The 23,647-nt window shown below is 71.1% G+C and carries 24 protein-coding genes; 9 read left to right on the forward strand and 15 right to left on the reverse strand.

Annotation, left to right across the window (positions count from 1 at the left end; genetic code table 11):
• The first annotated feature begins 93 nt into the window (after positions 1-93).
• Both ACFYWX_RS14530 and ACFYWX_RS14535 read left to right on the forward strand, forming a co-directional pair.
• Complete coding sequence (locus ACFYWX_RS14530; RefSeq protein ID WP_389424332.1) at positions 94-729, forward strand: TIGR03085 family metal-binding protein; 636 nt, start codon at positions 94-96, stop codon at positions 727-729.
• Positions 730-764: 35 nt separating this feature from the next.
• Positions 765-1,163 carry a VOC family protein gene (locus tag ACFYWX_RS14535; RefSeq protein WP_389424333.1) on the forward strand — a complete coding sequence of 133 codons (399 nt, stop codon included), beginning with the start codon at positions 765-767 and terminating at the stop codon, positions 1,161-1,163.
• Between the two features lie 5 nt (positions 1,164-1,168).
• On the opposite strand, the gene ACFYWX_RS14540 is transcribed toward ACFYWX_RS14535, so the two are convergent.
• The 10 genes from ACFYWX_RS14540 to hisD form a co-directional block, all read right to left on the reverse strand.
• Positions 1,169-2,422: an MFS transporter gene (locus ACFYWX_RS14540; RefSeq protein ID WP_389424334.1), complete on the reverse strand. Its 1,254-nt coding sequence runs from the start codon at positions 2,420-2,422 to the stop codon at positions 1,169-1,171.
• Between the two features lie 25 nt (positions 2,423-2,447).
• Positions 2,448-3,038, reverse strand: a complete 591-nt coding sequence (locus ACFYWX_RS14545) for an ArsR/SmtB family transcription factor (protein ID WP_389424335.1) — start codon at positions 3,036-3,038, stop codon at positions 2,448-2,450.
• A gap of 122 nt (positions 3,039-3,160) precedes the next feature.
• Positions 3,161-3,916, reverse strand: coding sequence for an imidazole glycerol phosphate synthase subunit HisF (gene hisF / locus ACFYWX_RS14550; protein WP_389424336.1), 756 nt, complete (start codon positions 3,914-3,916; stop codon positions 3,161-3,163).
• On the reverse strand, positions 3,913-4,308 hold the full coding sequence (locus ACFYWX_RS14555) for a RidA family protein (RefSeq protein ID WP_389424337.1): 396 nt from the start codon (positions 4,306-4,308) through the stop codon (positions 3,913-3,915). Before ACFYWX_RS14555 ends, hisF begins: the two co-directional genes overlap by 4 nt.
• Positions 4,305-5,030, reverse strand: coding sequence for a bifunctional 1-(5-phosphoribosyl)-5-((5-phosphoribosylamino)methylideneamino)imidazole-4-carboxamide isomerase/phosphoribosylanthranilate isomerase PriA (priA, locus tag ACFYWX_RS14560; protein WP_389424338.1), 726 nt, complete (start codon positions 5,028-5,030; stop codon positions 4,305-4,307). Before priA ends, ACFYWX_RS14555 begins: the two co-directional genes overlap by 4 nt.
• A complete protein-coding gene (gene hisH / locus ACFYWX_RS14565) occupies positions 5,027-5,671 on the reverse strand; it encodes an imidazole glycerol phosphate synthase subunit HisH (RefSeq protein ID WP_389424339.1) in 645 nt (214 codons plus the stop codon). The genes priA and hisH overlap by 4 nt, the downstream gene beginning before the upstream one ends.
• The gene (locus tag ACFYWX_RS14570) at positions 5,668-5,832 is read right to left on the reverse strand and encodes a hypothetical protein (protein WP_389424340.1); all 165 of its coding nucleotides are present in this window, start codon (positions 5,830-5,832) and stop codon (positions 5,668-5,670) included. Before ACFYWX_RS14570 ends, hisH begins: the two co-directional genes overlap by 4 nt.
• Positions 5,829-6,422, reverse strand: coding sequence for an imidazoleglycerol-phosphate dehydratase HisB (gene hisB, locus ACFYWX_RS14575; protein ID WP_030318918.1), 594 nt, complete (start codon positions 6,420-6,422; stop codon positions 5,829-5,831). Before hisB ends, ACFYWX_RS14570 begins: the two co-directional genes overlap by 4 nt.
• Positions 6,419-7,558 (reverse strand): histidinol-phosphate transaminase, encoded by a 1,140-nt coding sequence (locus ACFYWX_RS14580; RefSeq protein WP_389424341.1) that lies wholly within the window; start codon positions 7,556-7,558, stop codon positions 6,419-6,421. The genes hisB and ACFYWX_RS14580 overlap by 4 nt, the downstream gene beginning before the upstream one ends.
• Positions 7,555-8,895 (reverse strand): histidinol dehydrogenase, encoded by a 1,341-nt coding sequence (gene hisD / locus ACFYWX_RS14585; protein WP_389424342.1) that lies wholly within the window; start codon positions 8,893-8,895, stop codon positions 7,555-7,557. Before hisD ends, ACFYWX_RS14580 begins: the two co-directional genes overlap by 4 nt.
• 168 nt (positions 8,896-9,063) lie before the next feature.
• On the opposite strand from hisD, the gene ACFYWX_RS14590 reads away from it, so the two are divergent.
• From ACFYWX_RS14590 to ybaK, 4 genes are all read left to right on the forward strand, one after another.
• Positions 9,064-10,644: an oxidoreductase gene (locus ACFYWX_RS14590; protein WP_389424343.1), complete on the forward strand. Its 1,581-nt coding sequence runs from the start codon at positions 9,064-9,066 to the stop codon at positions 10,642-10,644.
• Between the two features lie 159 nt (positions 10,645-10,803).
• Positions 10,804-11,847, forward strand: coding sequence for a hypothetical protein (locus tag ACFYWX_RS14595; protein WP_389424344.1), 1,044 nt, complete (start codon positions 10,804-10,806; stop codon positions 11,845-11,847).
• A gap of 11 nt (positions 11,848-11,858) precedes the next feature.
• Complete coding sequence (locus ACFYWX_RS14600) at positions 11,859-12,599, forward strand: LON peptidase substrate-binding domain-containing protein (RefSeq protein WP_389424345.1); 741 nt, start codon at positions 11,859-11,861, stop codon at positions 12,597-12,599.
• A gap of 16 nt (positions 12,600-12,615) precedes the next feature.
• On the forward strand, positions 12,616-13,119 hold the full coding sequence (gene ybaK, locus ACFYWX_RS14605; protein ID WP_389424346.1) for a Cys-tRNA(Pro) deacylase: 504 nt from the start codon (positions 12,616-12,618) through the stop codon (positions 13,117-13,119).
• A gap of 310 nt (positions 13,120-13,429) precedes the next feature.
• Here the strand turns inward: ybaK and ACFYWX_RS14610 are convergent, their stop codons facing one another.
• The 4 genes from ACFYWX_RS14610 to ACFYWX_RS14625 all read right to left on the reverse strand — a co-directional run bounded on the left by ACFYWX_RS14610 (position 13,430) and on the right by ACFYWX_RS14625 (position 17,344).
• Positions 13,430-14,125 (reverse strand): AAA family ATPase, encoded by a 696-nt coding sequence (locus ACFYWX_RS14610; protein WP_389424347.1) that lies wholly within the window; start codon positions 14,123-14,125, stop codon positions 13,430-13,432.
• A gap of 34 nt (positions 14,126-14,159) precedes the next feature.
• Positions 14,160-14,981, reverse strand: a complete 822-nt coding sequence (locus tag ACFYWX_RS14615; RefSeq protein ID WP_389424348.1) for an ABC transporter permease — start codon at positions 14,979-14,981, stop codon at positions 14,160-14,162.
• 64 nt (positions 14,982-15,045) lie between these two features.
• Positions 15,046-16,062 carry an ABC transporter ATP-binding protein gene (locus tag ACFYWX_RS14620; protein WP_389424349.1) on the reverse strand — a complete coding sequence of 339 codons (1,017 nt, stop codon included), beginning with the start codon at positions 16,060-16,062 and terminating at the stop codon, positions 15,046-15,048.
• Between the two features lie 58 nt (positions 16,063-16,120).
• Positions 16,121-17,344 (reverse strand): NYN domain-containing protein, encoded by a 1,224-nt coding sequence (locus tag ACFYWX_RS14625; protein ID WP_389424350.1) that lies wholly within the window; start codon positions 17,342-17,344, stop codon positions 16,121-16,123.
• A 224-nt stretch (positions 17,345-17,568) separates the two neighbouring features.
• Between ACFYWX_RS14625 and ACFYWX_RS14630 the strand changes: the two genes are divergently transcribed.
• Complete coding sequence (locus ACFYWX_RS14630) at positions 17,569-17,730, forward strand: hypothetical protein (RefSeq protein WP_389424351.1); 162 nt, start codon at positions 17,569-17,571, stop codon at positions 17,728-17,730.
• An 84-nt stretch (positions 17,731-17,814) separates the two neighbouring features.
• On the opposite strand, the gene dnaE is transcribed toward ACFYWX_RS14630, so the two are convergent.
• The gene (dnaE, locus tag ACFYWX_RS14635) at positions 17,815-21,354 is read right to left on the reverse strand and encodes a DNA polymerase III subunit alpha (RefSeq protein WP_389424352.1); all 3,540 of its coding nucleotides are present in this window, start codon (positions 21,352-21,354) and stop codon (positions 17,815-17,817) included.
• Positions 21,355-21,534: 180 nt separating this feature from the next.
• Between dnaE and ACFYWX_RS14640 the strand changes: the two genes are divergently transcribed.
• A complete protein-coding gene (locus tag ACFYWX_RS14640; protein ID WP_389424353.1) occupies positions 21,535-22,860 on the forward strand; it encodes a DUF2252 domain-containing protein in 1,326 nt (441 codons plus the stop codon).
• 92 nt (positions 22,861-22,952) lie between these two features.
• Positions 22,953-23,645, forward strand: coding sequence for a hypothetical protein (locus ACFYWX_RS14645; protein ID WP_389424354.1), 693 nt, complete (start codon positions 22,953-22,955; stop codon positions 23,643-23,645).
• Positions 23,646-23,647 lie beyond the last annotated feature (2 nt).

A 23,647-nucleotide genomic window follows, 5' to 3' on the forward strand; every position in this document is an offset into this window, starting at 1 on the left:
CTGGATGGAAAGGGGCGGCGCGAAGCGCCTCGGTGAGGGGTGGTGGTCGGGTGACGGGTGGGCGGACCCCGTACGCGGTCGTAGGCTGGCCGCATGTCGACCTTCGCCAAGCGTGAACGGCTCCTTCTCGCCGACCTCTTGGAGACCGCCGGTCCCGACGCCCCCACCTTGTGCGAGGGCTGGCGGACCCGCGAGCTCGCCGCGCACGTGGTGGTGCGTGAGCGCCGCCCCGACGCGGCCGGCGGAATACTGATCAAGCAGCTCGCCTCCCGCCTGGACAAGGTGATGGAGGAGTTCACGGACAAGCCGTACGAGGAGCTGGTCCAGCTGATCCGTACGGGCCCGCCGCGCTTCTCACCCTTCCAGCTCAAGCAGATCGACGAGGCGTCGAACATCATCGAGTTCTACGTCCACACGGAGGACGTGCGCCGTGCCCAGTCGGACTGGACGCCGCGCGAGCTGGACCCGGTCTTCCAGGACGCCCTGTGGTCGCGCCTGGAGCGCACCGCCCGCCTGATGGGCCGCGGCTCCCCGACGGGCCTGGTGCTGCGCCGCCCGGACGGCCGTACGGTGGTCGCCCACCGCGGCACGCCGGTCGTGACGGTGACGGGCGAGCCGGCGGAGCTGCTGTTGTTCCTCTACGGCCGGCAGAGCGCCGCGAAGGTGGGGCTCGACGGCGACGAGGACGCCATCGCCAAGGTGCACGAGGCGAAACAGCTCGGGATCTGAGAAGCACCGCCGAACAGCCCTGAAAGAGGCACCTCATGATCAAGGTCGCGATGACCGGCGTGTACGTCGACGACGTGGCGAAGGCCCACGCGTTCTACACGGACGTCCTCGGCTTCGAGACCCGCATCCACATGGATCTGGGCGGCGGCACGCTGTTCGTCACCGTCGGTGCGCCCGAGGGGGCCCAGCCGGACCTCCAGTTGCTGCTGGAGCCCGGCCAGGGCCCCATCGCGGAGCCGTACCGAAGGGCGCTGCGCGAGGCCGGCCTGCCCTGCATCGTCTTCTCCGTGGACGACCTCGACGCGGAGTACGAGCGGCTGCACGGCCTGGGCGTCCACTTCACGCAGGCCCCGCAGGAGCAGGGGCCGGTCGTCGCGGCCGTACTCGACGACACGGTGGGCAATCTGGTGCAGCTGACGCAGCCGAAGGGCTGAGGGGCTCAGCGGGGCAGTTCCGCGCGGCGCAGGGGGGCGGAGGCGAGGGTCACGGCGCCGCTCAGGGCGCAGACCGCGGCGCAGGCGGTGAAGACCGGGCCGGTGCCCCACAGCTCGACCGCCCAGCCGACCACCGGGAAGGTGAGCGGGGCGACGCCGAAGCTGACCAGGGTGGAGACCGAGGTGACGCGGCCGACGTAGGCGGCACCCGCCCTGGCCTGCACCAGGGCCCCGGCCAGGGCACCCGACAGCCCGGCGAGGAGCCCGACGAGCAGGGCCACGCCGGCCGCTCCGGCGACCGACGGCACCCGGGCGAGGGCGCCGATGGTCACGGCACCGGCGATGCTCGTCACGGCCATCACGCGTCCCGCGCGGGCCACCCGCCCGCGCCAGGCGAGCAGGAACGAGGCGGCCCCGGCGCCGACGCCGAACCCGGCGAGCACCCAGCCCATGCCGGACGAGCCCCAGCCGCGCTCCTGGGCGAGGAGGGTCAGCCCGAGGTTCATGGGCCCGACGAACCCGAGGTCGCCGAGGGCGATGGCGAGGACCAGCGGGAACAGCACCCGGTCGTGCCGGATGTGCCGCAGCCCGTCCCGCAGTTCGGCGAAGACGGCAGCGCGCGTCTTCTCGTCGTCGTGGGGCAACTGCCCCACTCGCACGGTCAGCAGCAGCGGCAGGGACGCGCCGATCAGCAGCGCGGCGAGTCCGAACGCGCCCGCGGTGCCGCCGAGGGCGACGCCGATGCCGCCCAGGGGTCCGCCGAGGACGTTCGCGAGGCGGACGGCGAGGCCGCGCATGCCCTGGACCCGGGCGAGCTGACCGCGGCCGGTGATCCGCGCGGGGAGGGCGCCCGCGGCGGGCAGGAAGACGGCGTCGACGATCCCGAAGAGGACGGCCACCGCGCCCAGCACCCACAGGCCGGGGCTGGTGACGAGCAGGAGTGACGCCGCGGCGAGAACCAGGGCGCAGCGCACGCCGGTGCTGCCGACGACCACCCGGCGCGGCCCGTAGCGGTCGGCGACCACGCCCCCGCCGAGCATGAGCAGGGCGCGCGGCACGGCGCTGACCGCCGTCACCAGGCCGGCCTGTGCGGGGGTGCCTGCCTGTACGGCCGCCCAGGACAGGGCCATGTAGTAGACGTTGTCGCCGATCGCCGACGAGGTGTATCCGCCGAGCCAGCGCAGGACGTTGGGGTCCCGGTGGGCGGCGCGTTCGACGGTCTGGGCGACGGGGGCCGTGGGTCTGAGGGTCGACGGCATCTGCGTGGTCCTCTCGGGCACCGGATCAGGTCCGGAAGGGGAAGGTGTACGTGTGCACCGCGACGTTCTCCCGGCCCTCGGTGTCACCGGCGGCTTCGGCGGCCCGGCCGTGCTCGTCGTACCTGCGTACGAGGGCGAGCAGCTCCTTGTCGAGCTCTTTCAGTTCGTCCGGCGTCAACCGCAGGACCGCCTCGCTGGATTCGGCGGCCGTGTTCCACGGGTCGCCCCAGTGGACCCGTTCGTCGAGGAAGCGCCGGTACAGGTCGGCGCGCTGTTCGAAGAAGAGCCGGCTGGCCGCCGTGTGCGCGGCCGCCTTCTCGGGGGCGTCGCGGAAGTCCTCGTCGCGGATGCTCACCCCGTCCGAGGCGGGTTGCCACCAGCGCTCCCTGCCGTCGGCGCTCTGCGGCTCCGCCTCCTCGATGAGTCCGTGCTCGGCCAGCTTGCGCAGGTGGTAGCTGACCAGCGACACCGCCTCGTCGACCTGGTCGGCGAGCTGGGAGGCGGTGGCGACGCGGGCGATGGTCAGTCCGCGGTAGAGCCGCATCCGCAGCGGGTGGGCGAGGGCCTTGAGCGTGCCTAGGTCGGTGATGCGGCGGTCCCGCTCCTTCTTCTCCATGGCTTGACGCTAGATGCAAAAGAAAAGTTGCACAACATATTTTGCGCAACTTCTCTTTCACGTCTGCGCACAGGTAAGCCCCGGTCACCTGGTGGCCGGGGCTTACCTCACACCGGGCTGCGTCACCGCACGGGGTGTCCCGCCTTACGCAGCGTCTCCTTCACCTGCCCGATCCGCAGGTCGCCGAAGTGGAACACGGAGGCCGCGAGCACCGCGTCCGCTCCCGCCCCGATGGCCGGCGGGAAGTCGGCGAGCTTGCCGGCGCCGCCGGAGGCGATCACCGGAACCGTCACGTGCTTGCGGACAGCGGCGATCATTTCCAGGTCGTAGCCGTCCTTGGTGCCGTCCGCGTCCATCGAGTTGAGCAGGATCTCGCCGGCGCCGAGTTCGGCGGCCCGGTGGGCCCACTCGACGGCGTCGATGCCCGTGCCCCGACGGCCGCCGTGCGTGGTGACCTCGAAGGTGCCGGACTCGGTGCGGCGGGCGTCGACCGACAGCACCAGCACCTGCCGGCCGAAGCGCTCGGCGATCTCACGGATCAGGTCGGGACGGGCGATGGCGGCGGTGTTCACGCCCACCTTGTCGGCGCCCGCCCGCAGCAGCTTGTCCACGTCCTCGGGCGCGCGCACGCCGCCGCCGACCGTCAGCGGGATGAACACCTGCTCGGCCGTGCGGCGCACCACGTCGTACGTCGTCTCGCGGTTGCCCGACGAGGCGGTGATGTCCAGGAACGTCAGCTCGTCGGCGCCCTCGGCGTCGTACACCTTCGCCATCTCGACGGGGTCGCCCGCGTCGCGCAGGTTCTGGAAGTTGACGCCCTTGACGACCCGCCCGTTGTCCACGTCCAGGCAGGGGATGACTCGTACGGCCAAAGTCATGCGGTGACTCCTCGGAACGCCTCCACCTCGACCTCGACGACCAGGCTGGGGTCGACGAAGCCGGAGACGATGACCAGGGACGCGGCCGGGCGGACGGATTCGAACAGCTCCTTGTGGGCGCGTCCGATGTCGTCCACGTCCCGGGCGTGGGTGATGTACATGCGCGTGCGCACGACGTCGTCGCGGCCGAGACCCAGTTCCTCCAGCGCCGCGAACGCGACGTTGAAGGCGTTGATCGCCTGCTCGTACGGACCGCCTCCGGCGATCTCGCCGTCCACTATCGAGGTGCAGCCGGAAACCAGCACCAGACCGTTGGGCAGCTCCACCGCGCGGGAGTAGCCGAAGCTCTCCTCCCAGGGCGCGCCGGTCGTCACGCGTCGTACGTCGCTCACTGGGCTACCGCCTCCAAGGCCTCTTCAAGGGTGAACGCCTTCGCGTACAGCGCCTTCCCTACGATGGCGCCCTCGACACCGAGAGGTACCAGTTCGGCGATGGCCCGCAGGTCGTCGAGCGACGACACGCCACCGGAGGCCACGACCGGGCGATCGGTCGCCGCGCACACGTTCCTCAGCAGCTCCAGGTTGGGGCCCTGGAGGGTGCCGTCCTTGGCGATGTCCGTCACCACGTACCGGGCGCAGCCCTCCTTGTCGAGGCGCTCCAGCGTCTCGTAGAGGTCGCCGCCGTCGCGGGTCCAGCCGCGGCCGCGCAGGGTCGTGCCGCGGACGTCGAGACCGACGGCGATCTTGTCGCCGTGCTCGGCGATGACCTTGGCGACCCACTCGGGGGTCTCCAGGGCGGCGGTGCCGAGGTTCACGCGCGTGCAGCCGGTGGCCAGGGCGGCGGCGAGGGTGGCGTCGTCGCGGATGCCGCCGGACAGCTCCACCTTGATGTCCATGGCCTTGGTCACCTCGGCGATCAGGGCCCGGTTGTCGCCGGTGCCGAACGCGGCGTCCAGGTCGACCAGGTGCAGCCACTCGGCGCCCGAGCGCTGCCAGGCGAGGGCGGCCTCGAGCGGGGAGCCGTAGGAGGTCTCGGTGCCCGACTCGCCGTGCACGAGGCGGACGGCCTGGCCGTCGCGGACGTCGACGGCGGGGAGGAGTTCGAGCTTGCTCACAGTGTTCCGATCCAGTTGGTGAGGAGCTGGGCACCGGCGTCGCCGGACTTCTCGGGGTGGAACTGCGTGGCCCACAGGGCGCCGTTCTCGACGGCCGCCACGAAGGGCTTGCCGTGCGTCGACCAGGTCACCTTCGGGGCCCGGATCGCCGCGTTGTGCGTCTCCAGGCTCCAGTCGTGGACGGCGTAGGAGTGCACGAAGTAGAAGCGCGCGTCCGCGTCCAGGCCGGCGAACAGCTGGGAGTCGGCCGGTGCCTCGACGGTGTTCCAGCCCATGTGGGGCACGATGTCGGCCTGGAGCGGCTCGACGGCGCCGGGCCACTCGTCGAGGCCCTCGGTCTCGACTCCGTGCTCGATGCCGCGTGCGAAGAGGATCTGCATGCCGACGCAGATGCCCATGACGGGGCGGCCGCCGGACAGCCGACGGTCGATGATCCAGTCCCCGCGCGCGTCGGTCAGGCCCTTCATGCAGGCGGCGAAGGCGCCGACGCCCGGCACCAGCAGGCCGTTCGCGTTCATGGCCTTGTCGTAGTCACGCGTGATCTCGACGTCGGCCCCCGCGCGCGCGAGGGCACGCTCGGCGGAGCGGACGTTGCCGAAGCCGTAGTCGAAGACGACGACTCGCTTGGAAGCGGCGCTCAATTCCACACCTCCAGCCTCATGACGCCCGCTACGAGACACATCCCGGCGGCGATCGACAGCAGCACTATCAGGTTCTTCGGCATCTGCTGCTTGACGAAGGAAATGATGCCGCCGACCAGGAAGAGACCGACGACGATCAGGATGGTGGACAGCCCGTTCACAGCGCGCCCTTCGTGGAGGGGAGGATGCCGGCCGCGCGCGGGTCGCGCTCGCTGGCGTAGCGCAGGGCCCGCGCCAGCGCCTTGAACTGGCACTCCACGATGTGGTGCGCGTTGCGCCCGTACGGCACGTGCACGTGCAGGGCGATCTGGGCCTGGGCGACGAAGGACTCCAGGATGTGCCGGGTCATCGTGGTGTCGTACTCGCCGATCATCGGCGCCATCTTCTCGGGCTCGGTGTGCACGAGGTAGGGGCGGCCGGAGAGGTCGACGGTGACCTGGGCGAGGGACTCGTCCAGCGGGACCGTGCAGTTGCCGAAGCGGTAGATGCCCACCTTGTCGCCGAGCGCCTGCTTGAACGCGGCGCCGAGTGCGAGGGCGGTGTCCTCGATGGTGTGGTGCGAGTCGATGTGCAGGTCGCCCTCGGTCTTCACAGTCAGGTCGAACAGACCGTGCCGGCCGAGCTGGTCGAGCATGTGGTCGTAGAAGCCGACGCCGGTCGACACGTCGACCTTGCCGGACCCGTCGAGGTCGATCTCGACGAGGACCGACGTCTCCTTCGTCACTCGCTCCACGCGTCCCACGCGGTTCATGTGCTCTGCTCCTTCGGGGGTGTGGGGGTGTCCCCCACAAAGCTCAGTAGTTCACGGACCGCGTCGAGGAACGCGTCGTTCTCTTCGGGGGTTCCGGCGCTGACCCGCAGCCATCCCGGGATGCCGTTGTCCCGGACCAGGACGCCCCGGTCGAGGATCTTCTGCCAGACCGTGTGGGAGTCCTCGAACCGGCCGAACTGCACGAAGTTCGCGTCGGACTCCACGACCTCGTAACCGACGGCACGCAGCTCGCTCACCAGCCGGTCCCGCTCGGCCTTCAGCTGCTCCACGTACTTCAGCAGCGTGTCGGTGTGCTCCAGGGCGGCCAGAGCGGTCGCCTGCGTGATCGCCGAGAGGTGGTAGGGCAGTCGTACGAGTTGCACGGCGTCCACGACGGCGGGGTGCGCGGCGAGGTAGCCGAGCCTCAGGCCCGCAGCCCCGAACGCCTTCGACATCGTCCGCGAGACGACGAGATTCGGCCGACCTTCGATGAGCGGCAGCAGCGAGTCGCCGTGGCTGAACTCGATGTACGCCTCGTCCACGACCACCATCGACGGCTTGGCCGCCTGCGCGGCCTCGTACAGCGCGAGGACCGTCCCGGGCGGGACCGCGTTGCCCGTGGGGTTGTTGGGGGTCGTGATGAAGACGACGTCCGGCCTGTTCTCGGCGATCGCCTTCTCGGCGGCCGCGAGATCGATGGTGAAGTCGTCGTTGCGCGGACCGGAGATCCATCCCGTGCCCGTGCCGCGCGCGATGAGCCCGTGCATGGAGTACGACGGCTCGAAGCCGATCGCCGTGCGGCCCGGCCCGGCGAAGGTCTGCAGCAGCTGCTGGATGACCTCGTTGGAGCCGTTGGCGGCCCAGACGTTGGCCAGGCCGACCTCGTGGCCGGAGGTGTCCGTCAGGTACTTGGCGAGCTGGGTGCGCAGTTCGACGGCGTCCCGGTCCGGGTAGCGGTTCAGATCCCGGGCCGCCTCGCGCACCCGCTCGGTGATCCGCTCGACCAGCGGCTCGGGCAGCGAGTAGGGGTTCTCGTTGGTGTTCAGCCGTACGGGGACGTCCAACTGGGGCGCGCCGTAGGGGGACTTGCCGCGCAGCTCGTCCCGTACGGGGAGATCGTCGATTCCGAAGTTCACTTGTTCGCCGGTACCTTCCACCCGAACCTCGCCTTGATCGCCGCGCCGTGCGCGGGCAGGTCCTCCGCCTCCGCCAGCGTCACCACGTGGTGCGCGACCTCGGCCAGCGCGTCCTTCGTGTAGTCGACGACGTGGATGCCGCGCAGGAAGGACTGGACGGACAGGCCCGAGGAGTGGCAGGCGCAGCCGCCGGTGGGCAGGACGTGGTTGGACCCCGCCGCGTAGTCGCCCAGCGAGACGGGCGCCCAGGGGCCGACGAAGACCGCGCCCGCGTTCTTCACGCGGTCGGCCACGGCGGCGGCGTCCGCCGTCTGGATCTCCAGGTGCTCGGCGCCGTACGCGTCGACCACCCGCAGGCCCTCGTCGACGCCGTCGACCAGGACGATCGCGGACTGCCTGCCCTTCAGGGCGGGGACGATCCGGTCGTCGACGTGCTTGCTGGCCGCGACCTGAGGCTCCAGCTCCTTCTCCACCGCGTCGGCGAGCTCGGTCGAGTCGGTGACGAGGACGGCGGCCGCGAGCGGGTCGTGCTCGGCCTGGCTGATCAGGTCGGAGGCGATGTACACGGGGTCGGCGGTGGAGTCCGCGAGGATCGCGATCTCGGTCGGGCCGGCCTCGGCATCGATGCCGATCTTGCCGGTGAAGTAGCGCTTGGCGGCGGCGACCCAGATGTTGCCGGGGCCGGTGACCATGTTCGCGGGCGCGCAGGACTCGGTGCCGTACGCGAACATCGCGACGGCGGTGGCGCCGCCGGCCGCGTAGACCTCGTCGACGCCCAGCAGCGCGCACGCGGCGAGGATCGTCGGGTGCGGCAGCCCGTCGAACTCGGCCTGGGCCGGGGAGGCGAGCGCGATGGACTCGACGCCGGCCTCCTGAGCCGGTACGACGTTCATGACCACGGAGGACGGGTAGACCGACCGGCCGCCGGGGGCGTAGAGCCCGACGCGCTCGACCGGCACCCACTTCTCGGTCACCGAGCCGCCGGGGACGACCTGGGTCGTGTGGGTCGTACGGCGCTGCTCGCGGTGGACGAGACGGGCGCGGCGGATGGACTCCTCCAGGGCCGCGCGGACGGCCGGGTCGAGCTCCGCGAGGGCCTTGACCAGGGCCTCGGCCGGCACCCGTACGGATTCCAGCAGCACTCCGTCGAACTTCTCGGCGAAGTCGATCAGCGCCGCGTCGCCCCGATGATGCACGGCCTCGCAGATCGGACGCACCTTCTCGAGGGCGGCCGAGACGTCGAAGTCGGCTCGGGGCAGCAGGTCGCGCAGGGCGGGTCCCTCGGGGAGGGCGCCGCCGCGCAGATCGATTCGGGCCAGGAAGGAATATCGCAGCACGGGCTCAATTCTCTCAGAACCCGGATGCGGGTCGTCCGCGCGTATCAATGGCTGATACAGAACGTGGCCGGAACCCGGAAGATCCCCTTCACCTTGAGCGTTCAGGGCGCCACTCAGCGGGCATGAACGGTTGTACGAACACAATCTGTGACCGAAGGAGCTGAAAGAGTGACCGACAGTGCCGGCATCCGGGACGGCAGCGACCTGCCGGACGAACTGACCGCCACCGAGGCCGGCATGTGGCAGGCGTTCCGCAACGGCACGGTGTACGACCTGAGCAGCGGGGACACGGTCGTCGACGATCCGCACGGCGGGCATCCGTGGCGGCCGGCCCGGACCGTGCGGGCCCGCATCGTCGCCTGGCTGCTGCTCGACGGCCCGCCCGCGCTCGCGGGACGCGTGTCGTCGCTGAAGCTCACCGGCGTGCAGATCAGCGGCACCCTGGACCTGGCGGGCGGCACGGTGGTGCCCTACGTCGAGCTGAAGCGCTGCCGGTTCGAGCGGGAGGTGCTGCTGCCGGAAGCGCGTTTCACGACCGTGCGCCTGGTGGACTGCTCGGTGCCGCGCCTGGAGGCGGCCCGGGTGCACACGGAGGGCGACCTGCACCTGCCGCGCTGCCGCTTCCACAACGGCGTACGGCTGACCGACGCGCACATAGGCACGGATCTGCTGCTCAACCAGGCGATCGTGTACCGCGACCGCAGCGGCCGCTCGATCGCAGGCGACGGCATGACCGTGGGCCAGGACCTCCAGGCCGAACTCCTCGAGTCGCACGGCGAGCTGAGCCTGCGCAGCGCCACCGTCGGCGTCTCGCTGAGCCTGCGCGGCGCGAAGCTCGTCAACCCGTACTCCCGGCTCGCGCTGAACGCCCCGCAGCTGACCGTGGAGCGCACGTTATACCTGACCCCGGCCGGCATCGGCGGGCAGACCCTCAGCGGTACGACCCCGGCGCGCGGCACGCGGATCCAGCGGTTCGAGTGCCAGGGCGGGGTGCGCCTGGACGACGGGCGGTTCGGCGACGCCGTGGACCTCCAGCAGGCCCGGTTCACCTTCACGGACGAGCAGGAGCTGTCGCTGCGCCGCGTGCAGACGCCCGAGCTGCGCTTCCTCGGGGAGCGGCCCCTGCGCGGGGGCGTCGTGCTGTCGGGCGCACGGGTGGTCAACCTCGTCGACCGGGCGAACAGCTGGCCGGGGCCGGGCAACCTGCACATGGGCGGCTTCACGTACGAGAACCTGGTGCCGCGGGGCCCGTTCCCGCTGGCCGAGCGACTGGAGTGGGTGTCCGCGGCGACCGCCGAGTACAACCCGGAGCCGTACGAGCGTCTCGCCGCCGTGCTGCGGGCGGGCGGCGAGGACGAGGACGCCCGCGAGGTGCTGCTGGCCAAGCAGCGCCGCCGCCGCGAGACGCTGCCGCCGGCCGCGAAGCTGTGGGGGTTCGTGCAGGACTGGACGGTGGCCTACGGCTACCGGCCGGGCCGGGCCGCGGTGTGGATGGCGGTGCTGTGGGCGGCGGGCTCCCTGGCCTTCGCACACTCCGCCCCTCCCCCGGCGAAGGGCGAGGGCCACCCTCCGTGGAACCCGGCCCTCTTCGCCCTCGACCTGCTCCTGCCGGTCATCGATCTGGGCCAGGTCGGCCAGTGGGAGCTGCGCGGCGGCCGGCAGTGGCTGGCCGCGGCACTGATCCTGCTCGGCTGGATTCTGGCGACGACGGTGGCGGCGGGCGCGACGCGGTTGCTGCGGCGCAGTTGAGCGCCCTCGAAGGCCCTTGAAACCCCGGGGAGGTGAAGGGACACAGGAGGGACCAACACATGAAGAACACTCACCTTTTACTGTCCCTTGACTGCTCCGCGTACAACTTTCCGCAGGTTGTGTGAACCCCCTGGCGCCGCCCCGACCTGCGGCTTTTCAATGGTTGACACCATGGCTCTGCTGCCCCCGTTCATCCGCGCGTCCCGGATGACCAGGACCCTCGCGCGCCCCGCCGTCGCGCCGGCCCCGGCCGACGACGAGGTGCTCCTCGACGCGCCCGACGGCCGTCTCGGACCCGCCCTGGTGGCGGCCGGGCGGGGCGCGTACGAGCCCGCCGCCGAGCTGCTCGCCGTCACCCGGAAGAGAGCCGAGTGGGAGGAGCGCGACCGGTACGCGACCCGGCTCGCCGCCTTCGCCCGCTCACGCCCCGAGTGGCTCGACCGCTGGCGCGCCGCCACCCCGCACGACCCCGACTCCCTGGTGGTCGCCGCCCAGCTGGCCGTGGACCGCGCCTGGGGGTCGCCGGCCCGGGCCGAACTGCTGCGCGAGCTGAGCCCCCTGATCACGGCCGCCGCGCAGGGCGACCACCGCGACCCGGTGCCGTGGCGGATCGCGCTGGACCACGCGCGCGGCGCCCGGGCGGGCCACAGGTACTTCGAGGAACTGTGGGAGGCGGCGGTCCGCCGGGCCCCGCACCACTTCGGCTGTCACGTGGCGGCCCTGCGGTATCTGGCGTCCGCCTGGCACGGCTCGCACCGCGAGTGCATGAACTTCGCCGACCGGGCCGCCCAGGACGCACCCGAGGACGCGCTCGTGCAGGCGCTGCCGGCGCTGGCGGCCTTCTCCTACCTGAGTGACGGCTGCGGGCCGGGCGTGCCGCGCGAGCGGCTGGACGCGGCGGCCGACCGGGCGATCGTGCTCTCCGCCCGGTTCCCGGCGGCCGACCCGTGGTCGGCCGAGCTGCGGAACCTGCTGACGTACGTCCTGGCCCGGCTGAACCGTTGGACGGACGCCCTGGAGCAGCTGCGTCTGACGGGGCCGTACGCCACGTCGTTCCCCTGGGATTGGGAGTCGGACGACGCGTTGACCCGCTTCCTGACGGTCCAGGAGGAGGTGCGCGATGCGGTCGCGCACGGGCTCACGCCCGCCCCGTGGCATCCGAGGAGTGGGCACGGCGGACACGCGCGCGCTCTGGGCCATTAGGCTCTTGCGTCGTGACCACCGTCCGTCTGCCGCTCTTCCCCCTGAACTCGGTACTGTTCCCGGGGCTCGTGCTCCCGCTCAACGTCTTCGAGGAGCGCTATCGCGCCATGATGCGCGAGCTCCTGAAGGCCCCCGAGGACGAACCGCGCCGGTTCGCCGTCGTGGCGATCCGCGACGGCCACGAAGTGGCCCCCGCCTCGCCCGGCATGCCCGACCAGACGACGCTGCCCGAACGCGGCCCGGCGGCCGGTTTCGGCGCGGATCCGGCCAAGGCGTTCCACGGCGTCGGCTGCATCGCCGACGCGGCGACGATCCGGGAGCGCCCCGACGGCACCTTCGAGGTGCTGGCGACGGGGACCACCCGGGTGCGGCTGCTGTCGGTGGACGCGTCGGGCCCCTACCTGACGGCGGAGCTCGAGGAGCTGGCGGAGGAGCCGGGCGACGAGGCCGGGGCGATCGCGGAGGGCGTACTGCGGGCCTTCCGCCAGTACCAGAAGCGCCTGGCGGGTGCGCGGGAGCGGTCACTGACGGGCGGTGCGGAGCTGCCCGACGAGCCGTCCGTGGTGTCGTACCTGGTCGCGGCCGCGGTGATGCTGGACACCCCGACGAAGCAGCGCCTGCTCCAGGCCCCGGACACGGCGTCCCGCCTGCGCGACGAGCTGAAACTCCTTCGCTCGGAGACGGCGATCATCCGTAATCTGCCGTCGTTGCCCGCGTCGGAGCTGACGCGCGGCCCGACGAGTCTGAACTGAGGCCGGGGGACCTTCGATGGCGAAGAAGGCGAAGAAGCAGCAGCAGTCGGGCGGCACGCCCGCGACGGTGGCGCTGACGGCGGCGGGCGTGGACCACACGGTCCACGCCTACGAGCACGACCCCTCCCACCCCTCGTACGGCGAGGAGGCGGCCGAGGCGATGGGCGTCTCCCCCGACCGCGTCTTCAAGACCCTCGTGGCGGACGTCGACGGCACCCTCACGGTGGCCGTGGTCCCGGTGGCCGGCTCCCTGGACCTCAAGGCCCTGGCATCGGCGGTGGGCGGCAAGCGGGCGACCATGGCCGACCCGACCCTCGCGGAACGCACCACCGGCTATGTGCGGGGCGGCATCTCTCCCCTGGGCCAGCGCAAGAAACTCCCCACCGTCCTGGACGCGTCTGCTTCGACCCACGCCACGATCTGCGTCTCGGCGGGCCGCCGCGGCCTGGAGGTGGAGCTGGACCCGGACGCGTTGACCAAGCTGACGAACGCGGTGCTGGCTCCGATCGGCCGTTCATGACGCCCTAGTGCCCCGGCAGGCAACGTTTGCCCGTCAAGGAGCGGCGTCGTGGGGGTCCCTCCCGCTCGAGCGAAGCCGAGAGTGGGGGAGCGTGCTCTCGGCGTGCCGGCCGGAAGCCCTCGTACTGGATGTACTTGGGTTTTCGGCCGGTGCGGCGAGAGGGCGTGCCGGGCGTCGCGACGGGGCGAACGTTGCCTGTCGGGGCACTAGCTGCGGGCAGTCGTGCCGCTGGGGCGGCTCCCGACCCAAAGAACGGCGGCACCCCGTCAGCACCCACCCAGCCCCCACACCAGCACCGGGCGCCTGAATTTCAGGCCGACTGTCCCCCGTACGGCGGCAACTGCTCCACCTCAGGATCCCGAGGCCCGAACAACGCCGTAAGCCCCACATGCACCAGCAACCCCGCCAGCGGCCAAGCGAGCAACGCCCCCTTCGCGCCAAGCCGCAGCGGCGCCGAGAATGTCACCCCCTTGCCCACCTGCTTCGCGTGGGCGATCACATCCGACGTGGGTCCGAGCCACACCCCGACCCGCCACGCCAGGAACGACCCGAGCAGCCCCCCGACGGCCAGCGCCACCACCAGCGGCACTCCCCCGCGGCGCCGCCACAGGAACACGGCCACGGCACTCACCGCTCCGAACGCCAACGCCAACAGAGTGAACGTTCCGTCGACGCCCACGGCCTGCTCGCCCTCGGTGTCCTTGACCAGGACGACCCAGCCGCCCTCCACCACGGCACCGATCAGCTGCACCTGCGGCGCCAGCCACCACCACAGCACCCCGAGCAGCGCCCCGCAGAGCGCCACCACCACGGTGACCACGGCGGCCTCTCGCACTTCGGTCTTCATCCCGGGCCCGTCCTGTCCGTACGCGGCGTCATGCGGCGCTGAAGCCACACCCGTATGCCCGGCGGGCGCCGGCGGCCACGGCTGGTGCGACGAGGACTGCGCGGAATGCGCGGCCTGCGAGGACGGTTCGTGCGGAGGCGGAGTCAGTGGTGCGGTCACCCTGACATCGTGCCAGGCGCGCCGGTGCGGCGCGTCACCGGACGGCGGCCCGACGGTACGCCCAGGTCGCGACGGCCAGCGAGACCACACCGACCCCGGCGCACACGGCGAGGTCACCGAGCACGAACGCCCAGTCGGGATGCGGTCCGAAGGTGCGTGCCAGGGCCTCCACGCCGTACGTCGACGGCAGCAGGTCCCGCGCGAACCGCACCACCTCCGGCATCCGGTCGGCCGGCAGCACCCCGAGGAGCAGCGCCGCCGACATGCCCAACTGCCCGAGCAGCGTGGCCAGCTCCGGCCGCGGCGCGAGCAGCCCGAAGGCCGCGCCGAGCCCGGACAGCGCGGCGCCCGCGAGCGGGATCACCGCGAGGAGTACCCACAGGTGCGTCAGCGGCAGCCCGAACAGCGCGCACCCGAACACGGCGGTCACCACGGTCCCGGGCACGGTGAAGGAGGCGTACGCCCCCGCCGCGCCCAGTACGACCGCCGCCGGCGGCACCGGCAGGGTGGCGTAGTGGTCGAGGCCCCCGCTCGCCCGCAGCTGCCCGAAGTACTGCGCGAGCAGGTTCAGCGCGACGAACGCGACGACGAGGACCGCCGACCCGGCCACCACGGCCTCCGCCTCGCTCCCGCCGTCCACGACCCCGCGCATCATGATCAGGATGCCGACCGACTGGAAGGTCGCCACGAACAGCAACGGGATGCGCGCCACCCGCGCCCGGGACAGCTGCGCCCGGTACACGGCCACCAGCGACGGCCACAGCCGCGCACGCGGCCCGAGCTCGGCCGGGGCCGGGGCCGTCGACTGCGCGGCCCGGGCACCACCCGGCACAACCTCGGCGGGTACGACACTCACGTCGCGCAGCTCCTCTTCGCTTCGGTCTTCGCGCTGATCCGTACGGAAACGGGGGCTCGCGTGCTCAAGCCCTCACCAGCCCCTGTCGAGCGGCGCCGCCCAGCGCCAGGTAGACGTCCTCCAGGCTCGGCGTGGCCAGGGTGAAGTCGTCGAGCGCGGCGAACGCGGCGCCGCCGGTGACGGTGGCCACGACCGTGCGGGCCTCCTCGGGGGCCAGCCGCAGCGTCCAGCGGCGCCCGGAGGCGACGGCCCGGTCCTGCAGCGCGGCGACCTCCGGCACGTCCAGCGGCGCCCGCTCGCGCCACACCAGCTCCACCCGCACCTCGTCGGCGACCTGCTCCTTGAGCCCGGCGGGCGTGTCGCAGGCGATGACCCGCCCCTCGTCGAGGACGGCGACCCGGTCGAGGACGGTCTCCGCCTCGATGACGTTGTGGGTGACGAGCAGCACGGTCGTCCCGTGCTGCGCCCGCCGCCGGTCGACGGCGGCCCAGACGGCCCGCCGCGCCACCGGGTCCATGCCGGTGGTCGGCTCGTCGAGCACCAGCAGCGGCCGATGACCGACCAGCGCGGCGGCGAAGCAGGCCAGCCGCCGCTGCCCGCCGGACAGCTTCCTCAGCGGCCGTCCGGCGATCGCCGTGAGCCCCAGCTCGTCCAGTACGGCGTCCCGCTCGGCGCGCGCCGAGCGGACGTCGAGGCCGCGCAGCCGCCCGGTCGTCTCGGTGGCGAGGGCCACGGTCAGCTCGTCGAGGGCACTGGACTCCTGCCCGAGGTAGGCGAGGATCCGCGCGGCCCGCTCCGGGTGCCGCACGATGTCGTGCCCGAGGATCTCGACCGCGCCGGTGTCGGGCCGCATCAGCCCGGTGAGCTGCCGTACGAGGGTGGTCTTGCCGGCCCCGTTCGGACCGAGCAGCCCGAAGATCTCACCCCGTCGGACGTCCAGCCGTACATCGTCGGTGGCCCGTACTTCGGGTGTTCCGGGAGCGCCGCGCCGGCCGCGTACCGCCGGGTAGGTCTTCGTCAGCCCGCGCGCACACACGACCTCGTCACTGTGCCGGATCACCGGTGCCGCGCGCGTACTCACAAGCAACGAGACTACGGGGTCGGCGAGCTTTGCTCGCCCCTGGGGCACTACAACCGATTCACTGATCCGCCGCCGGTACGCGTTCCGCCGCCGTCCGCACGTCGACCTCCCGCCAGAACCCGGCCCGGATCGCGTAGCGGTCGTGCTCGTCGATCTGGTCGTCCTTGTGCGCCAGCAGCCCGAACCGTGCCGCGTACCGGAGCAGCTCTCCGTCGACCCGGTGCGGGATCCGGGGGTACATGGTGGACAGCTTCTGCAGGTGGCTCTGGTCGCCCAGCCGTTCCATCCACCGCCGCGCGAAGACCTGCCCCACCTCGTACGGATCCCCGCCGACGGTGGTGATGTCCTCCTCCCGGTCGGCCCACCGCTGCTCCGCCGTGGTCAGCTGCGCGAGGGTCGGCATCGAGGCGACCTCGGGGGGCTCCGCGGCGCCACCCGGCCGGTCGACCCAGCCCTTGTCGGAGGACCAGCGCAGGGTCGCGGTCGCGGGATGCTGCACGGGGTGCGCGCCCGGGGTGCGCAGGGCGGCCAGGTCCTTCGGGGTGGGCACGCCCTTGGAGGAGGGCACACGCTCCTGTGTGCCGTTCTCGGAGGCGGCGGTAGCGGCGGGGTGCTCCCGCTCCTCGGCGGGCCGCTCGGCCGCCGGGGCGAGCGAGGAGTCGGGCAGCGGCGCGGAGAGGATCGCGGCGATCTCGGGGCGGGGCGCGGGCGGCGGCGCGCAGATCCCGCCCAGGTCCTTGGCCCGTACGGCCTTGGTGATCCACGCCCGGTCCAGCACGCGCCGTTCGTCGGCCTCGGCGACGAGGTCCTCGGACTGGTTGTAGTCGCCGTCGGCGGCCTGCACGGCCCACAGGTGTACGGCCACCCCGTGTTCCTTGGCGGCCATCATGCCCGGCAGCAGGTCGCCGTCGCCGGTGACGAGGACGATGTCGGAGCAGGCGCGGTTGCGGGCCAGCTCGGTCAGCTCGGCGTGCATGGCGGCGTCCACGCCCTTCTGCGCCCAGCGGCCGTCGCTGCGGGTCAGGGCGCCGAGCCGGACGGTGACCCGGGGCATGACGCGCAGTCTGCGGTGTTCGGGCTGGGGGACACGGTCGGGGGCGCCGTCGAACCAGTAGATGCGCAGCAGCGGGCGCTGGGTGTCCGACTCGGCCTGTTCGCGCAGCCCCTGGATGAGGGCGGCGTGCTCGACGGTGATGCGGGACCGCGAGGGCTCCCCGGCGAGGAGGCTGGCGGCGGCCCCCAGCAGATACCCGGCGTCCACCAGGACGATGCAACGGTCCACACGACTCACCCTCTTCCCCGGAGGTTTGCTTAGGGCCTGCTTCGAGTCTGCCCGACAGCGCGGGGGTTAACGGCCGGAACTCGATCTTCGGCGTGGCGTTTCCGGTCCGCGCTCTTCGACAAAGCCTGTCACAGACGGTAATTATCCGAAATGCGCCTCTTGCCAGCCTATGTGAATCTGGTCCCGGCCCTGGCCCCTAGATCACCCACAGGAGGCAGATCACCATGGCCAAGAACAAGAACCGTGACCGCAAGCCGTCGCAGTCCGACCGCGCGCAGCAGACCCCGCAGTCCGTGATGGAGCCGCCGAACGAGCAGCACGCCTCCCAGGCCACCCCTGGTGACCTGGCGCACAAGGGCCGGCAGAAGCGCTTCGGTCACAACTGACATCTGCGTAAAGGGCTGTTGCAGCCCAGGCACAGCGAGGGGCGCATCCGATGCCGGATGCGCCCCTTCCTGCGTTCACGTCCCTCAGCCGGCCAGGCAGGACGGTCCGAGCAGCACCTTCAGATCGCCGAAGAGTGCCGGGTCGGGCTTGACCCGGTGCCGGTCCAGGCGCAGCACCGTCGTCTTGGTCGGCCCCTGGAGCTTGATGCGGACCTCGCTGTCGCCCTTGTGGTGGCTGAGGATCTCACCGAGGCGGCTGACCATCGGCGGGGTGACGCGCGTGGCCGGGATGGTGAGGACCACGGGCGCGTTGGTGCCCGCGTTGGACAGGTCGGGGACCTGGAGCTCCATCGCGACGAGCCTCGGCACGTCCTCGCGCTTGTCGAGGCGGCCCTTGACGAACACGACGGCGTCCTCGACGAGTTGGGTCGACACCAGTTGGTAGGTCGCCGGGAAGAACATGCACTCGATGGAGCCCGCGAGGTCCTCGACCGTGGCGATCGCCCAGGCGTTGCCCTGCTTGGTCATCTTGCGCTGGAGGCCGGAGATGATGCCGCCGATGGTCACCACGGCCCCGTCGGCGTGCTCGCCTCCGGTGAGCTGGGCGATGCCCGCGTCGGCCTTGTCGGACAGCACGTGCTCCAGGCCGAACAGCGGGTGGTCGGAGACGTAGAGGCCGAGCATCTCGCGCTCCTGCGCGAGCAGGTAGGTCTTGTCCCACTCGTCGGTGGTGAACTCGACGTCGAGTCCGAACCCGGGCTCGCTGGTGTCCGCCTCGCCCATGCCGCCGAAGAGGTCGAACTGGCCCTCGGCCTCCTTGCGCTTGACCGCGACCACGTTGTCGATCATCGGCTCGTACTGCGCGGTGAGGCCCTTGCGGGTGTGGTTCATGGAGTCGAAGGCGCCGGCCTTGATCAGGGATTCCGTGGTCCGCTTGTTGCAGACCACCGCGTCGACCTTGTCGAGGTAGTCCGGGAAGGAGAGGTACTTCCCCTTGGCCTTGCGGCACTTGATGATCGACTCGACGACGTTCGTACCGACGTTGCGGACGGCGGAGAGGCCGAAGAGGATCACGTCGTCGCCCTGCGCGGCGAAGTTGGACATCGACTCGTTGACGTTCGGCGGGAGCACCTTGATGCCCATGCGGCGGCACTCGTTGAGGTAGACGGCCGACTTGTCCTTGTCGTCCTTGACGGACGTCAGGAGTCCGGCCATGTACTCGGCGGGGTGGTTCGCCTTGAGATAGGCGGTCCAGTACGAGACCAGGCCGTACGCGGCGGAGTGCGCCTTGTTGAAGGCGTAGCCGGCGAAGGGGACCAGCACGTCCCACAGGGCCTGGATCGCCTCGTCGCTGTAGCCGTTCTTCCGGGCGCCCGCCTGGAAGAGGACGAAGTTCTTCGCCAGTTCGTCCGGCTTCTTCTTGCCCATCACTCGGCGGAGGATGTCGGCCTCGCCGAGCGAGTAGCCGGCGATGATCTGGGCGGCCTTCTGCACCTGCTCCTGGTAGACGATCAGGCCGTAGGTGACCGCCAGGACCTCTTCGAGGGGCTCCTCCAGCTCCTTGTGGATCGGGGTGATCTCCTGGAGCTTGTTCTTGCGGAGCGCGTAGTTCGTGTGCGAGTCCATGCCCATCGGGCCGGGACGGTAGAGCGCGGAGACGGCGGAGATGTCTTCGAAGTTGTCGGGCTTCATCAGGCGCAGCAACGAGCGCATGGGGCCGCCGTCGAACTGGAAGACGCCGAGGGTCTCACCGCGCTGGAGCAGTTCGAAGGTCGTCGGATCGTCGAGCGGCAACGAGAGCAGGTCGAGGTCGATCCCCTTGTTGGACCTCACCATCTTGACGGCGTCGTCCATGATCGTCAGGTTGCGCAGGCCGAGGAAGTCCATCTTCAGCAGGCCGAGCGACTCGCACTGCGGGTAGTCCCACTGCGTGATGGTCACGCCGTCCGTGTGCCGCACCCAGATGGGGGCGTGGTCGACGATGGGCTCGCTGGACATGATCACACCGGCCGCGTGCACACCCATCTGCCGGACCAGGCCCTCGACGCCCTTGGCGGTGTCGATGACCTTCTTCACGTCCGGCTCGTTCTCGTACATCGCGCGGATCTCGCCCGCCTCGCTGTAGCGGGGGTGCGAGGGGTCGGTGATGCCGTTGAGGTCGATGCCCTTGCCCAGGACGTCGGCGGGCATCGCCTTGGTGAGGCGGTCGCCCATCGCGTACGGGTAGCCCAGCACGCGCGCGGAGTCCTTGATCGCGTTCTTGGCCTTGATCTTGCCGTAGGTGCCGATCATGGCGACCTTGTCGGCGCCGTACTTCTCGGTCACGTACCTGATCACCTCGACGCGCCGACGCTCGTCGAAGTCGATGTCGACATCGGGCATGGAGACACGCTCGGGGTTGAGGAACCGCTCGAAGATCAGGCCGTGCGGGATCGGGTCGAGGTCGGTGATGCCCATGGCGTACGCGACGATCGAGCCGGCCGCGGAGCCTCGGCCGGGGCCGACCGCGATGCCGTTGTTCTTGGCCCACATGATGAAGTCGGCGACGACGAGGAAGTAGCCCGGGAACCCCATCTGGATGATGACGTCCATCTCGTACTCGACCTGCTTCTGCCGGTCCTCCGGCACGTTGCCGGAGAAGCGGCGCTCCATGCCGCGGCGGACCTCCTCCTTGAACCAGGTGATCTCGGTGAAGCCCTCGGGGATGTCGAACTTCGGCATGAGGTTCTTGGCCTCGAACATGCCGGTGGTGTCGATCTGCTCGGCGACCAGGAGGGTGTTGGCGCACCCCTCCTGCCAGGCGTCCGAGGAGTCGATGGCGTACATCTCGTCCGTGGACTTCAGGTAGTAGCCGGTGCCGTCGAAGCGGAAACGGTCCGGGTCGGAGAGGTTCTTGCCGGTCTGGATGCACAGCAGCGCGTCGTGCGCGGTCGCCTCGTGCGCGTACGTGTAGTGCGAGTCGTTCGTCACCAGGGGCGGGATGCCGAGCTTCTTGCCGATCTCCAGCAGACCGTCGCGGACCCGGTGCTCGATGTCGATGCCGTGGTCCATCAGCTCCAGGAAGTAGCGGTCCTTGCCGAAGATGTCCTGGTAGTCGGCGGCCGCCTTCACGGCCTCGTCGAAGTGGCCGAGGCGCAGCCGCGTCTGGACCTCGCCGGAGGGGCAGCCGGTGGAGGCGATGAGCCCCTCGGACCACTGGGAGATGGTCTCCTTGTCCATGCGGGGCCACTTCTGGAGCCAGCCCTCGGCATACGCGTCCGAGGAGAGCCGGAAGAGGTTGTGCAGGCCGGTCTGGTTCGCCGCCCAGATCGTCTTGTGGGTGTAACCACCGGAACCGGAGACGTCGTCCCTCTTCTGGTGCGGCTGGCCCCACTGGATCTTGCGCTTGTTGCGCCGCGACTCGGGCGCGACATACGCCTCGATCCCGATGATCGGGGTGACTCCGGCCTTCTTCGCGGTGTGGAAGAAGTCGTACGCCCCGTGGAGGTTGCCGTGGTCGGACATGGCGATGTGCGTCATGCCCATCTCGTTGCAGGCGTCGAACATGTCCTTCAGCCGCGCGGCACCGTCCAGCAGCGAGTACTGGGTGTGGACGTGCAGGTGCGTGAACGGCGGCTTCGACACGGTTTCGGCCTCCAAGAAAAACGTACTTTTACGGATGTCCGACCGGCAGCGGACGGTCTGGGGGACAGCGTCGAAGTCTATGCCTCGGCACTGACACTCGGCGGGCACCTCCGCGTACCTTCGTGCGTTGGAGACGGCAGAGACTCTGTCGTACATGTACCGCACCAGGAGGCACCAGCGATGTCGGTTCCGCAGCTCAACGACGAGCACCGCGGCGAGGAGATCCTCGCCGTCTTCGACACCGCCTTCGGCCAGCTCCTGGCCGCCGACCCGGCCGCGTTCCGCGTGAAGTTCCGGAAGATGGCGGCCTCGGCCTTCGCGTTCTACCGGGGCACGGCCGGCCTCTTCTACCACGACCTGGACGTGGAGAAGCGGGGCGGCCCCTACCTGGACGAGCGCACCTCGCGCGTGTGGATCCACGGCGACCTGCACGCGGAGAACTTCGGCACGTACATGGACGCCAACGGCCGGCTGATCTTCAACGTCAACGACTTCGACGAGGCGTACGTCGGCCCCTTCACGTGGGACCTGAAGCGCCTGTCCGCCTCGATCGCCCTCGTCGGGTACGCGAAGGCGCTCAGCGACGACCAGATCACCGAGCTGGTGCAGGTGTACGCGGGCGCGTACCGCGAGCGCATCCACGCCCTGTCCACGGGCGCGAAGAGCGACGAGGTGCCGCCCTTCACCCTGGACACCGCCCAGGGCCCGCTTCTGGACGCGCTGCGTGACGCCCGCTCGCTCACCCGCTTCGGGCTGCTGGACTCGATGACCGAGATCCGTGACTTCGAGCGCCGGTTCGCCGCGGGCGGCGGCTCCATCGAGCTGGACGCCGCCACGCGCTACAAGGTCCTCGCCGCCTTCGACGGCTACCTGGAGACGCTCCCGGAGACCTCCCTGGCCCGCCCCGACTCGTACCGGGTGAAGGACGTCGTCGGCCGCCGCGGCATCGGCATCGGCTCGGCCGGCCTGCCGTCGTACAACATCCTCCTGGAGGGCCACAGCGACGCCCTGGAGAACGATGTCGTGATCTACATCAAGCAGGCCCAGACCCCGGCTGTCTCCCGGCACATCACGGACCCGGCGATCCGCGACTACTTCCAGCACGAGGGGCACCGCACGGTGATCTCCCAGCGCGCCCTCCAGGCGCACGCCGACCCGTGGCTGGGCTGGACCGAGCTGGGCGGCTCGGGGCAGCTGGTCGCCGAGGTCTCGCCGTACGCGGTCGACCTGGACTGGGGCGACATCGACGACCCGGAGGAGATCGCGGGCGTCGTCGCCGACCTGGGCCGCGCCACGGCCACGATGCACTCGGCCGCCGACGACCAGTCCGGCGAGTCCCTGGTGCCCTTCTCCACCGAGCGCGCCATCGACGCGGCGATCGCGGCCGACGAGGAGGGCTTCGCGCCGCTCCTGGTCGACTTCGCGCACAGCTACGGCGCACGCGCGCGTGCCGACCACCAGATCTTCGTGGACCTCTTCCGCAACGGCCGCATCCCGGGCCTGTGACGGGATCCATGCCGGGATCCGTAACGAAAAGAGCTCTCACAGGCACCCTTTAGGAGTCCCTTACGGGACCACGTGACACACTCTCCTGCGCTATGGACATATCCGGGACCCACCTCAGAGTCGTACGCGCGGCGCTGTTCACGACACTCGTCGTGACGCTCAGCACCGCGTCGCACGTGCTGCTGTCGCGGGCCCCGCTGCCGCTGAACACGGTGGCCGCGGTCGCGGTCGCCGTGTTCGCCCTCGCGTACGCCCTCGCGGGCCGCGAGCGCGGCTTCGGCCGGATCGCCGCCCTGCTCATCCCGCTGGAGCTGGCGGCCGACACGGTCTTCACCACCGGCCAGCACGTCTGCTACGGCCGCGCGGGCGGCCCGGTCGCCGGCCCCCTGCGCTCGGTCGGCTGGGACGTGCTGTGCGGCAGCGGCTCCGACGTGGGCACCCCGCTGGCGGCGGTGCCCGGCGCCGACACCGACCGGCTCGCCGCCCTGCTCGCCCACGCCGACCCGGCGACCGCCTGGCTGCTGCTCGGCGCGCACGTCGGCGTCGGCCTCCTCGCCGCCGCCTGGCTGCGCCGGGGCGAGCGGGCGCTGGCCCAGCTGCTGCGGGCGGTGACCGCGACGACGTTCCGGCCGCTGCTGCTGGCCGTCGCCGCCGTGAGCGTGCGGCTCGCCCCGCGGACCCACCGCCTGCCGCGCCCGGCGCGTCGTACGGCGACCGCCCGCGACCTGATCCTCGTGTACTCCCTGGGACGGCGTGGACCGCCGTGCTCGGCCGCTGTCGCCTGACA

The sequence above is a fragment of the Streptomyces sp. NPDC002888 genome, assembly GCF_042888465.1.
Taxonomy (GTDB): domain Bacteria; phylum Actinomycetota; class Actinomycetes; order Streptomycetales; family Streptomycetaceae; genus Streptomyces.

Coding starts and splice junctions, on each gene's coding strand:
- ACFYWX_RS14530 (WP_389424332.1), top strand. CDS start 94: ATGTCGACCTTCGCCAAGCGTGAACGGCTCCTTCTCGCCGACCTCTTG.
- ACFYWX_RS14535 (WP_389424333.1), top strand. CDS start 765: ATGATCAAGGTCGCGATGACCGGCGTGTACGTCGACGACGTGGCGAAG.
- ACFYWX_RS14540 (WP_389424334.1), bottom strand. CDS start 2,422: ATGCCGTCGACCCTCAGACCCACGGCCCCCGTCGCCCAGACCGTCGAA.
- ACFYWX_RS14545 (WP_389424335.1), bottom strand. CDS start 3,038: ATGGAGAAGAAGGAGCGGGACCGCCGCATCACCGACCTAGGCACGCTC.
- hisF (WP_389424336.1), bottom strand. CDS start 3,916: ATGACTTTGGCCGTACGAGTCATCCCCTGCCTGGACGTGGACAACGGG.
- hisB (WP_030318918.1), bottom strand. CDS start 6,422: ATGAACCGCGTGGGACGCGTGGAGCGAGTGACGAAGGAGACGTCGGTC.
- ACFYWX_RS14595 (WP_389424344.1), top strand. CDS start 10,804: ATGGTTGACACCATGGCTCTGCTGCCCCCGTTCATCCGCGCGTCCCGG.
- ybaK (WP_389424346.1), top strand. CDS start 12,616: ATGGCGAAGAAGGCGAAGAAGCAGCAGCAGTCGGGCGGCACGCCCGCG.
- ACFYWX_RS14630 (WP_389424351.1), top strand. CDS start 17,569: ATGGCCAAGAACAAGAACCGTGACCGCAAGCCGTCGCAGTCCGACCGC.
- ACFYWX_RS14640 (WP_389424353.1), top strand. CDS start 21,535: ATGTCGGTTCCGCAGCTCAACGACGAGCACCGCGGCGAGGAGATCCTC.
- ACFYWX_RS14645 (WP_389424354.1), top strand. CDS start 22,953: ATGGACATATCCGGGACCCACCTCAGAGTCGTACGCGCGGCGCTGTTC.